This window comes from Micropruina sp., from assembly GCF_047606365.1.
Lineage (GTDB): Bacteria > Actinomycetota > Actinomycetes > Propionibacteriales > Propionibacteriaceae > Micropruina.
The window spans coordinates 1-10,997 of record NZ_JASGEN010000071.1 but is presented as its reverse complement, the minus strand read 5'-3'; the positions used below and the strand labels follow the sequence as shown (position 1 = coordinate 10,997).

Genomic DNA, 10,997 nt, shown 5'->3' with positions numbered 1-10,997 from the left:
CGGGCATCCCCTACTTCGGCATCTGCTTCGGCAACCAGATCTTCGGACGCGCCCTCGGTTTCGGCACCTACAAGCTGAAATACGGCCACCGCGGGATCAACCAGCCGGTCAAGGACCTGCGCACCGGCAAGGTCGAGATCACCGCGCAGAACCACGGGTTCGCCGTGGACGCGCCGCTCGACAAGCCGACCGCCACCCGCTGGGGCAACGCACGGGTCAGCCACATCTGCCTCAACGACGACGTCGTGGAGGGCCTCGAGCTCACCGACGACGCCGACAACCTGCTGGCCTTCTCGGTGCAGTACCACCCCGAGGCGGCCGCCGGCCCGCACGACTCGGCCTACCTGTTCGACCGCTTCGTCGACGTGATGACCCGACGCCGAGACGGCGCCGGGGGTAGAGCCGAGCACAACCCCACCCAGAGCAACACCGACCAGGAGAACTGATGCCCAAGCGGACCGACATCTCCTCGATTTTGGTGGTCGGCTCCGGGCCGATCGTGATCGGCCAGGCCTGCGAGTTCGACTACTCGGGCACCCAGGCGTGCCGGGTGCTGCGCGAGGAGGGCTACCGGGTGATCCTGGTGAACTCCAACCCGGCCACGATCATGACCGACCCCGAGTTCGCCGACGCCACCTACATCGAGCCGATCCAGCCCGACTTCCTGGAGAAGGTGATCGCTGCCGAGCGTCCGGACGCCCTGCTCGCCACCCTGGGCGGGCAGACCGCACTCAACGCGGCCGTCGCCCTGCACGACAACGGTGTCCTGGAGAAGTACGGCGTCGAGCTGATCGGCGCCTCGTTCGAGGCGATCCAGAAGGGTGAGGATCGGGAGAAGTTCAAGGAGATCGTCCAGGCGCTCGCCATCCCGGGCACCAACCCTGAGGTGGCGCGCAGCCACATCTGCCACTCGATGGACGACGTGCTGGCCGCCGCCGACGACCTCGGCTACCCGCTGGTGGTGCGGCCGTCCTTCACCATGGGCGGCGTCGGCTCCGGCTTCGCCCACGACGAGAACGAGCTGCGCCGGATCGCCGGCACCGGCCTGTCGGCGTCCCCGGTCACCGAGGTGCTGATCGAGGAGTCGATCCTCGGCTGGAAGGAGTACGAGCTCGAGGTGATGCGCGACAAGGCGGACAACGTCGTGATCGTGTGCTCTATCGAGAACCTCGACCCGATGGGGGTGCACACCGGCGACTCGATCACGGTCGCCCCCGCGATGACGCTCACCGACCGCGAATACCAGGCGATGCGCGACGTCGGCATCGGCGTGATCCGGGCCGTCGGCGTCGACACCGGCGGCTGCAACATCCAGTTCGCGATCAACCCCGACAACGGCCGGATGATCGTCATCGAGATGAACCCCCGGGTCTCCCGGTCGTCGGCGCTGGCGTCCAAGGCGACCGGTTTCCCGATCGCCAAGATCGCCGCCAAGGTGGCGGTCGGCTACACCCTGGACGAGATCCCCAACGACATCACGGCCGAGACCCCGGCGTCCTTCGAACCCACCCTCGACTACGTGGTGGTGAAGTGCCCGCGGTTCGCCTTCGAGAAGTTCCCGACCGCCGAGAACACCCTCACCACACACATGAAGAGCGTCGGCGAGGCGATGGCGATCGGCCGCAACTTCACCGAGGCACTGGGCAAGGCGCTGCGCTCCCTGGAGGACCCGAAGTCGACCTTCGACTTCACCGGTGAGATCACCCAGTCGGTCGACGAGCTGCTGACCGCCGCCTCGCGTCCGCACGACGGCCGGCTCGGCCTGGTGATGAAGGCCTTCCGGGCCGGCGCCACCCCGCAGCAGCTGTTTGACGCCACCAAGATCGACCCCTGGTTCCTGGACCAGCTACAGCTGATCGCCGAGGTCGCCGAACACGTCCGGACGGCGCCCGAACTGACCGCCGACGTGCTGCGGCTGGCCAAGCGGCACGGCATCTCCGATGAGCAGATCGCCCGACTGCGCCACCTCAGCACCGACGTGGTGCGCGGCGTCCGCTGGGCGCTCGGGGTGCGGCCGGTGTTCAAGACCGTGGACACCTGCGCCGCCGAGTTCGCCGCGAAAACCCCATACCACTACTCGTCCTACGACGAGGAGACCGAGGTGGCGCCGCGCACCAAGCCGGCGGTGCTGATCCTCGGCTCCGGCCCGAACCGGATCGGGCAGGGCATCGAGTTCGACTACTCGTGCGTGCACGCCGCGCTCACCCTGTCGCAGCACGGCTACGAGACGGTGATGGTCAACTGCAACCCTGAGACGGTGTCCACCGACTACGACACCTCCGACCGGCTCTACTTCGAGCCGCTCACCCTGGAGGACGTGCTCGAGGTCTACCACGCCGAATCGCTGGCCGGCCCGGTCGCCGGCGTCATCGTCCAGCTCGGCGGGCAGACGCCGCTGAAGCTGGCGCAGGCGCTGAAGGACGCCGGCGTCCCGATCGTCGGCACCTCACCGGAGGCGATCCACCTGGCCGAGGAACGCGGGGCGTTCGGCCGGATCCTGTCCGACAACAAGCTGACCGCGCCGGCTTACGGGATGGCCACCTCGGCCGACGACGCGCTGGAGATCGCCCACGACATCGGCTACCCGGTGCTGGTCCGGCCCTCCTACGTGCTGGGCGGACGCGGCATGGAGATCGTGTACGACGACGACTCGCTGGTCGGCTACATCGAGCGCGCCACCCACATCACGCCCAACTCGCCGGTGCTGGTCGACCGCTTCCTGGACGACGCCATCGAGATCGACGTGGACGCCCTGTTCGACGGCACCGAGCTGTACCTCGGCGGCGTGATGGAGCACATCGAGGAGGCCGGCATTCACTCCGGCGACTCAGCCTGCTCGCTGCCGCCGATCACCCTGGGCAGCGAGACCGTCGACCGGATCCGGCTGGCTACCGAGGCGATCGCCCGCGGGGTGGGCGTCCGGGGCCTGATCAACATCCAGTTCGCGCTGCTCGGCGACGTGCTCTACGTGCTGGAAGCCAACCCACGGGCCTCCCGGACGGTGCCGTTCGTGTCCAAGGCGACCGCAACCCCGCTGGCGAAGGCGGCGTCCCGGATCATGCTGGGTGCCACCATCGCCGACCTGCGGGCCGACGGCACACTGCGCGCCGACCGCGACGGGACGGCCCCGCTCGCCTCCGCGCCGCTGGCGGTGAAAGAAGCGGTGATGCCGTTCAACCGGTTCCGCACCGCCGACGGCGCCTGGGTGGACACCCTGCTCGGCCCCGAGATGAAGTCGACCGGCGAGGTGATGGGCCTCGACCTGACCTTCGGGGTGGCGTTCGCGAAGAGTCAGACCGCCTCCTACGGCGACGTGCCCACCGAGGGCTCGGTGTTCGTATCTGTGGCCAACAGGGACAAGCGGCACGCGATCTTCCCGGTGAAACGCCTTGCCGACCTGGGTTTCAAGGTCTACGCCACCGAGGGAACCGCGCAGGTGCTGCGACGCAACGACGTCGAGGTCACGGTGCTCCGCAAGGAGACCCAGGGCCCCGGCGAGGACGGCACCCGCACCGTCGTCCAGGCGATCATGGACGGCGAGATCAGCCTGATCTTCAACACCCCGCTCGGGGTTTCCGAGGGCGGCGATCCGCGCCGGGACGGCTGGCAGATCCGCTCCGCGGCCATCCTGTGCGACGTGCCCTGCGTCACCACCGTGCAGGGTCTCTCAGCGGCGGTGCAGGGGATCGAGGCGCTGCGGCGCGGTGGGCTCACGGTCCGCCCACTGCAGGACTGGAGCGCCGATATGCGTAGCGAACTGGAGGCCGTGCAGCGATGAACCCGCGGGTGAGCCTGGTCGGCGCCGGCTATCGAGGCGTCGTCCGGCCGCTGCTGTTCCGCTCGCACCATGGCGACGTCGAGGGCGTCCACGAGCAGATGATCGGCACCCTGGCCCGGCTCAGCCGCTCGCCGGGGTTCGTGTCGGCCGCCCGGCTGCTGGCCGGCAGCCGCGGCGCCCCGGTCACCGTCGCCGGCATCGATTTCCCGGGACGCGTCGGGCTCGCCGCGGGCATGGACAAGGACGGTCGCGCGGTCCTGGCCTGGCAGGCGCTCGGTTTCGGGTTCGCCGAACTCGGCACCGTCACCGCCCAGGCCCAGCCAGGCAACGACAAGCCGCGAGTCTTCCGGCTGAGCAGGTCCAGGGCGCTGATCAACCGGATGGGCTTCAACAACGCCGGTGCCGCCCGGCTGCATCACGAACTGTCGCTGCTCGGCGTCTATCGCAACAACGACGGGGCCGGCATTCCGATCGGCATCTCCATCGGCAAAACCAAGATCGTGCCCGTCGAGGACGCCGTCGACGACTACCTGACCTCGCTCGACCTGGTCATTCCGCACGCCGACTACGTGGCGATCAACGTGTCCAGCCCGAACACCCCCGGGCTGCGCAGCCTGCAGGACGGGGGAGCGCTGCTCACCCTGCTGAAGGCGCTGGTCGAACGGGCCGCCGGACGCGCGCCGCTGTTCGTCAAGATCGCTCCCGACCTGACCGAACCGCAGATCGACGAGGTGCTCGCCGCCGCCACGGACGCCGGGGTGGCCGGCCTGATCGCCACCAACACCACGCTGTCCCGTGACGGCATCGACCCCGCCGAGCAGTCGCTGGCCGGCGAGGCGGGAGGCCTGTCCGGGGCGCCGCTGACCGTCCGGGCCCGCGAAGTGGTCGGCTATCTGGTGCAGCACACCGACCTGGCGGTGATCGCCGCCGGCGGCATCATGACCCCCGACGACGCGTCCGCCATGTTCGATCTGGGCGCCCCGCTGGTGCAGCTGTACACCGGCTTCGTCTACGCCGGACCGGCACTGCCGGCCCGGATCAATGCCCTGACCAGGAGGAACCGATGAGCAGCTACCAGAGCAGACTCGCCAACGCCGTCCAGCAGCGCGGCGCTCTGTGTGTGGGCATCGACCCGCACCCGGGCCTGCTGCGCGCTTGGGGGCTGAGCGTGGACGCCGTCGGCGTCGAAGCCTTCGCCCGCCGGGTGGTCGAGGCGGTGGGCACCGAGGTGGCCGTCTTCAAACCGCAGTCGGCCTTCTTCGAGATCCACGGCTCGGCCGGCATCGCCGTGCTGGAACGCACCCTCGCCGACATCGCCGAGGCCGGCGCGGTGAGCATCCTGGACGTCAAGCGCGGTGACATCGGCTCCACGATGGACGCCTACGCCGAGGCGTACCTGGCCGACGGCGCACCGCTGGCCGCCGACGCGATCACCGTGTCGCCCTACCTCGGCTTCGGCTCGCTGCAGCCCGCGTTCGACCTGGCGCACCGGCACGGACGCGGTGTCTACGTGCTGGCCCGGACGTCCAACCCGGAGGGCGGCCAGGTGCAGCTCGCGCTGTGTGGCGACCACGAGGGCTCGGTGGCGCAGGAGATCATCGACTCCGCCGCACGGCTCAACGCCGAGACCGGGCAGAACGCCATCGGCCTGGTCATCGGCGGCACCCATGCCGACCTCGGCTGTGATGTCGGCGCGTTCAACGGCTCGATCCTGGTGCCCGGCATCGGCTTCCAGGGCGGCCGCATCGACGACCTGCCCGCACTGTTCGGCGCCGCGCTGGAGAACGTGCTGCCCGCGGTCAGCCGCGACGTCCTCGGATCGGGCCCGGACGCCGGTGCACTCGCCGACCGGGTGCGCTCGCTGCTCGCCATTGGCTTCTAGGCCTACTTCCCACTGGTCGAGCTTGTCGAGAGCCTGACCAGAAGGGTTTTCAGAGAGCGTTTCGCCTTGTAAATTGTGCCCACACAAGGACATCCGGAGGTCACCGTGGCGATACCCCAACTGACGACGGAGCAGCTGCAGGCAGCCCGTGCGGCCGCCACGGAGGCGCGCCGTGCCCGCGCGGCACTGAAAGCGCGTGTGCGTTCTGGTGAACTGACCCTCGCTGCGGCGCTCGACGAGGCCGCCGCCGACGAGGTGCTTGCCCACGTCAAGGTGATCGACCTGCTCAAGGCACTGCCGCGGGTGGGCGACAAGCGGGCCGCTTTGGTCATGGAACGGTACGACATCGCCGCCAACCGGCGGATCCGCGGACTCGGACGGCATCAGCTCGCCGGCCTGAAGGCCGAGTTCGGTGAGAGGTGACGTCACCGTCATCTCCGGTCCAACGGCCGTAGGTAAGGGAACAGTCGTTCGCGCCCTGAAACAGGCACATCCCGAGGTCTGGGTGTCGGTGTCCGCAACGACCCGACCGCCGCGTCCGGGCGAGGTCGACGGCCAGCACTATTGCTTCGTCAGCAGCGAAGAGTTCGACGAACTGCTGGCCACCAACGGCCTGCTCGAGTGGGCGGTGGTGCACGGACGAGACCGCTACGGCACCCCGGCCGCACCCGTCCAAGCCGCTCTGGAGCGTGGCGAGCGGGTCATCCTGGAGATCGACCTGCAGGGCGCCCGGCAGGTCCGAACCTCACTGCCACAAGCCCGGTTGGTGTTCATCGCACCGCCCAACTGGGACGAACTCGTCGCCCGACTGGTGGGCCGCGGCACCGAAACCGCCGAGCAGCGCGAGCGCCGGCTGTCGACGGCGAAGGACGAACTGGCGGCCGCCGACGAGTTCGATCACATCATCGTCAACGACGATGTGGGCAGGGCGGTCAATGAGTTGGTAGACTTGCTGAGCTTGTGATTTCTCCAGCCGTGGAAACCGTCCATGGCGTGGGTCTTCCACAAGCCGAACCACCCGCAGGCGCCCGGACCGTAGCTCGGGCCGAGCGCGCCGCATCAACCCGTGAGGTCATCCTTTGAGCACACACGCCCCCGAAGGCATCATCAACCCGCCGATCGACGAGCTGTTGGAGAAGGTCGACTCCAAGTACCGCCTGGTGCTTTTCGCCGCCAAGCGCGCCCGCCAGATCAACGCCTACTACAGCCAGCTGGGCGAGGGTCTGCTTGAGAACGTGGGTCCGCTGGTCGACACCGGCGTGCAGGAGAAGCCGCTGTCCATCGCGCTGCGCGAGGTCAACGCCGGTGTGCTCGAGTGCACCGAGATCGATCCCGAGGCCGAGGCGGCTGCCCGGGCCGAGGCCGAGGCCGATCCGCAGTTCAGCGATCTCGACCCGTTCAGCGACGACCTGGCCTGATTCTTCGATGAGCCGGATCCTGCTCGGGGTTGCCGGCGGAATCGCCGCGTACAAGGCATGCCTGCTGCTGCGCTTGTTCGCCGAGGCCGGCCACGAGGTGAACGTCGTCCCGACCCCGAGCGCGCTCAATTTCGTCGGTGAGACCACCTGGGCGGCCCTGTCCGGTCATCCGGTGCACACCCAGGTCTGGGCCGACGCCCATGCCGTGCCGCACGTCGCGCTGGGCCGCGCCGCCGAACTGGTGGTGGTCGCCCCGGCAACCGCCGACCTGCTGGCGCGGGCGGCGTCCGGGCGGGCCGATGATCTGCTCACCAATGTGCTGCTGACCGCAACCTGTCCGGTGCTGATGGCGCCCGCGATGCACACCGAGATGTGGCTGCATCCGGCCACCCAGGCCAATGTGGCCACCCTGCGCGAGCGTAGCGTGATCGTGCTCGACCCCGATTCCGGACGGCTCACCGGCGCCGACACCGGGCCGGGACGGCTGCCCGAGCCGTCCGAGATCGAACAGGTGGCGCTGTCGCTGCTCGATGTCGGCGTGGCTGAGGTGGCCCGTGCGCGGGACCTGGACGGCGTCCGGCTCACCGTCAGCGCGGGCGGCACCCGTGAGGCACTCGACCCGGTTCGCTATCTGGGCAACCGGTCCTCCGGACGGATGGGCCTGGCATTGGCCCGGGCCGCGCTGCTGCGCGGGGCCGACGTCCGGGTCGTCGCGGGCGCGATCACCGCGGCCGTCCCGGGCCGGGCGGAGCTGGTCGAGGTGGTCTCGACGTCCGACCTGGCTGAGGCGATGGCTGAGGCCGCCGCCGATTCCGACGTGCTGATCATGGCTGCCGCACCCGCCGACTTCACCCCCGAATCGCCCAGCGATCGCAAGCTGAAGAAGGACGGGGACGCCGGGCTGACCGTGACGTTCACCCAGACCACCGACGTGTTGGCCGGCCTGGTTCGGCAGCGGCGTCCGGGGCAGGTGATCGTCGGCTTCGCCGCTGAGACCGCGGGGTCGGCGTCCGAACTGATGGAACTGGGCCGCGCCAAGCTGGCCCGCAAGGGCTGCGACCTGCTGGTTTTGAACGACGTCAGCGGGGGAGCGGTCTTCGGCGCCGCCGACAACACGGTCGCCATCATCGACGCCGACGGGCCGGTCGCGACCGTCGCCGGTGACAAGAACCTCGTCGCGCATCGCATCCTCGATGCCGTCGCCACTAGCAGAAAGAGCAACCGATGAGCCGCCTGTTCACCTCGGAGTCCGTCACCGAGGGTCATCCCGACAAGCTCGCCGATTCGGTTTCGGACGCCGTCCTGGACGCCCTGCTCACCCAGGACGCCGACAGCCGCGTCGCCGTCGAGACCCTGGTCACCACCGGCACTGTGGTGGTGGCCGGCGAGGTCTCCACCACCGGCTACGTCGACATCGCCAAGCTCACCCGGGAACGCATCCTGCAGATCGGCTACGACTCCTCAGACAAGTCGTTCGACGGTGCCTCCTGCGGCGTGCTGGTCTCCCTCGGCGCGCAGTCCCCGGACATCGCCCAAGGCGTCGACGACGCCGGCGAGCACCGCGAGGGTGGCTCCGGTGACGCGCTGGACGCCCAGGGCGCCGGCGACCAGGGCCTGATGTTCGGCTACGCCTGCACCGACACGCCGACGCTGATGCCGCTGCCGATCGACATCGCGCACCGACTGGCCGAGCGGCTGACCGCGGTGCGGCGTGACCGGGAGCTGCCCTTCCTGCTGCCCGACGGCAAGACCCAGGTCACCATCGCCTACGACGGCGATCGTCCGGTCGGTGTCGACACCATCGTGGTGTCGTCGCAGCACACCGGTGCGGCCTCTTACGACCGCGACATCCGGCCCGGCATCCTGCACGAGGTGGTCGAGCCGGTGCTGGCCAAGTACGACGTGTCGACCGACGGATTGAAGGTGCACATCAACCCGACCGGCAAGTTCGTCATCGGCGGTCCGATGGGTGACGCCGGACTGACCGGTCGCAAGATCATCGTCGACACCTACGGCGGCATGGCCCGGCACGGCGGCGGCGCCTTCTCGGGCAAGGACCCCTCCAAGGTGGACCGCTCCGCCGCCTACGCGATGCGTTGGGTGGCGAAGAACGTAGTGGCGGCCGGTTTGGCCACCCGCTGCGAGGTGCAGGTCGCGTACGCCATCGGCCGGGCGCACCCGGTCGGCTTCTACGCCGACTGCTTCGGCACCGAGAACGTGCCGCTCGAGCAGATCACCGCCGCCGTCCTGGAGGTCTTCGACCTCCGCCCGGCCGCCCTGATCCGCGATCTCGACCTGCTGCGTCCGATCTACTCGCTGACCACCAACTACGGCCACTTCGGACGCGAACTCCCCGAGTTCACCTGGGAACGCACCGACCGCGCCGACGCCCTGGCCAACGCCGTCCGCGGATAACCTTCTCCGCCGGCCGATCCCTCTCGTCGCACGCCCGGGGACGGTTCTTTTTCGTGCGAATTCCGCACGTCGGGGGACGGTTCTTTCGGTCACTGGGGACGGTTCCTTCGGTCACCGGGGACGGTTCTCTTGGTCACCGTCCGGTCGCGCGAGTGCCGACGGACCAATGCCGGAACCGGTCACAGGAACGTCAGTGGCGCCCTCTAGCATCGGGTGCGTGGTTGAGCCGAGGGTTGCACGGGTGGCGGTGGACATGCCGCTGCCGCATCTCGATCGGCCCTTTGACTACGCCATTCCCGACGAGCTTGCGGCAGCGGTCGTGCCCGGTTGCCGGGTGAAGGTACGTTTCGCCGGACGCCAGCGCGACGGCTACGTCCTTGACGTGGCGGAGGCATCGGACGCCGACCGCGAGTTATCACCGCTGCTGAAGGTGGTCTCCTCCGAGCCGGTGCTGCAATCCGAGGTCGACGCGGTGATCCGCGACGTTGCCGACCACTACGCGGGCACGTTCGCCGACGTCGTCCGGCTGGCGGTGCCACCCCGGCACGGCATGACGGAGACCGCCGACCCACCCCAGTACCCGGCGCCTACTCTCCCTGAGACCGAACCGGTGGTGCTGCCTGAGTATCCGCACGGGGCATCACTGCTGCGGGCGCTGAGGTCGGGGGTGGCTCCCCGGGCCGCGCTCTGCCTGGCGCCGGTGGCGCGTCCGGTGGGGGACTGGGTGAGCGCATTGGTCGAGGCGGCAGCCGCCACCCTGTCTGGCGGACGCGGCGTCCTGCTGTTGGTTCCGGACGCATCCGATCTGGCCCGGCTCGAGACGCGCTGCGTTGAAGTGTTCGGACGGGGCAGCTTCGTCACATTGACGGCCGAGAAGGGACCGGCGGCGCGCTACCGGGCGTTCCTCGCCGCCTCCCGCGGTCAGGTGCGGCTGGTGCTCGGCACCCGGGCGGCCGCGTTCGCTCCGGTCGCCGACCTCGGACTGATCGCGATGTTCGACGACGGCGATGACTCCTGGGCCGAGCCCAGGGCGCCTTACCCGCATGCGCGGGTGGTGGCCGCGCTGAGAGCGACGCGGCAGGACTGCGGCCTGCTGTATCTGGCTTACGGCCGCAGCACCGAGACCCAGGCGATGGCCGACCGGGGCTGGCTGACGTCGCTCGAACTGCCTGGTGCGGCGCGGCGTGAGGCGTGTGCGGTCGTCCGTGCGACTGATGACGGCACCGCCTTCGCCGGACGTGACCCAGCCGCGCATTCACGCTTGCCGCACGAGGTTTTCACGGCGATTCGGGTGGGTTTGGCGTCCGGACCGGTGCTGGTGCAGGTGCCCCGAGCCGGCTATCTGGCGGGCCTGGCCTGTGCTCGGTGCCGTGCCGTCGCCCGCTGTGCCGCTTGTGGCCATCCGTTGGCGGGCGACCGGGCCGACCGTGGGCCGGCGCCGGTGTGCCGGGCCTGCGGCGTCCGGCCAGATTGGCGTTGCGGCGAGTGCGGCAGCGTCGAGTTG

9 protein-coding genes and 1 pseudogene are annotated in these 10,997 nt (G+C 69.5%); all 10 read left to right on the top strand.

All coding sequences use genetic code 11. The features are described from left to right. Positions 1–446 (top strand): glutamine amidotransferase-related protein (locus QM624_RS08405; protein ID WP_415090728.1); only part of this gene is annotated, 446 nt, incomplete at its 5' end. Next, on the top strand, positions 446–3,778 hold the full coding sequence (gene carB / locus QM624_RS08400; protein WP_415090726.1) for a carbamoyl-phosphate synthase large subunit: 3,333 nt from the start codon (positions 446–448) through the stop codon (positions 3,776–3,778). The genes QM624_RS08405 and carB, both read left to right, overlap by 1 nt. Then, positions 3,775–4,845, top strand: coding sequence for a quinone-dependent dihydroorotate dehydrogenase (locus QM624_RS08395; protein WP_415090724.1), 1,071 nt, complete (start codon positions 3,775–3,777; stop codon positions 4,843–4,845). The genes carB and QM624_RS08395 overlap by 4 nt, the downstream gene beginning before the upstream one ends. Continuing rightward, entirely contained in the window at positions 4,842–5,660 is an 819-nt protein-coding gene (gene pyrF, locus QM624_RS08390; RefSeq protein WP_415090722.1) for an orotidine-5'-phosphate decarboxylase, read from the top strand. Before QM624_RS08395 ends, pyrF begins: the two co-directional genes overlap by 4 nt. A gap of 105 nt (positions 5,661–5,765) precedes the next feature. Next, positions 5,766–6,083, top strand: coding sequence for an integration host factor, actinobacterial type (gene mihF, locus QM624_RS08385; protein WP_298130190.1), 318 nt, complete (start codon positions 5,766–5,768; stop codon positions 6,081–6,083). After that, positions 6,073–6,624 carry a guanylate kinase gene (gene gmk, locus QM624_RS08380; protein ID WP_415090719.1) on the top strand — a complete coding sequence of 184 codons (552 nt, stop codon included), beginning with the start codon at positions 6,073–6,075 and terminating at the stop codon, positions 6,622–6,624. The genes mihF and gmk overlap by 11 nt, the downstream gene beginning before the upstream one ends. A gap of 115 nt (positions 6,625–6,739) precedes the next feature. Next, positions 6,740–7,078: a DNA-directed RNA polymerase subunit omega gene (gene rpoZ / locus QM624_RS08375; RefSeq protein WP_298130186.1), complete on the top strand. Its 339-nt coding sequence runs from the start codon at positions 6,740–6,742 to the stop codon at positions 7,076–7,078. A 7-nt stretch (positions 7,079–7,085) separates the two neighbouring features. Then, on the top strand, positions 7,086–8,306 hold the full coding sequence (coaBC, locus tag QM624_RS08370; RefSeq protein WP_415090716.1) for a bifunctional phosphopantothenoylcysteine decarboxylase/phosphopantothenate--cysteine ligase CoaBC: 1,221 nt from the start codon (positions 7,086–7,088) through the stop codon (positions 8,304–8,306). Further along, positions 8,303–9,493, top strand: a complete 1,191-nt coding sequence (metK, locus tag QM624_RS08365; RefSeq protein ID WP_415090714.1) for a methionine adenosyltransferase — start codon at positions 8,303–8,305, stop codon at positions 9,491–9,493. The genes coaBC and metK overlap by 4 nt, the downstream gene beginning before the upstream one ends. Before the next feature lie 217 nt (positions 9,494–9,710). Next, a pseudogene (locus QM624_RS08360) lies at positions 9,711–10,997 on the top strand (primosome assembly protein PriA); the annotation flags it as partial.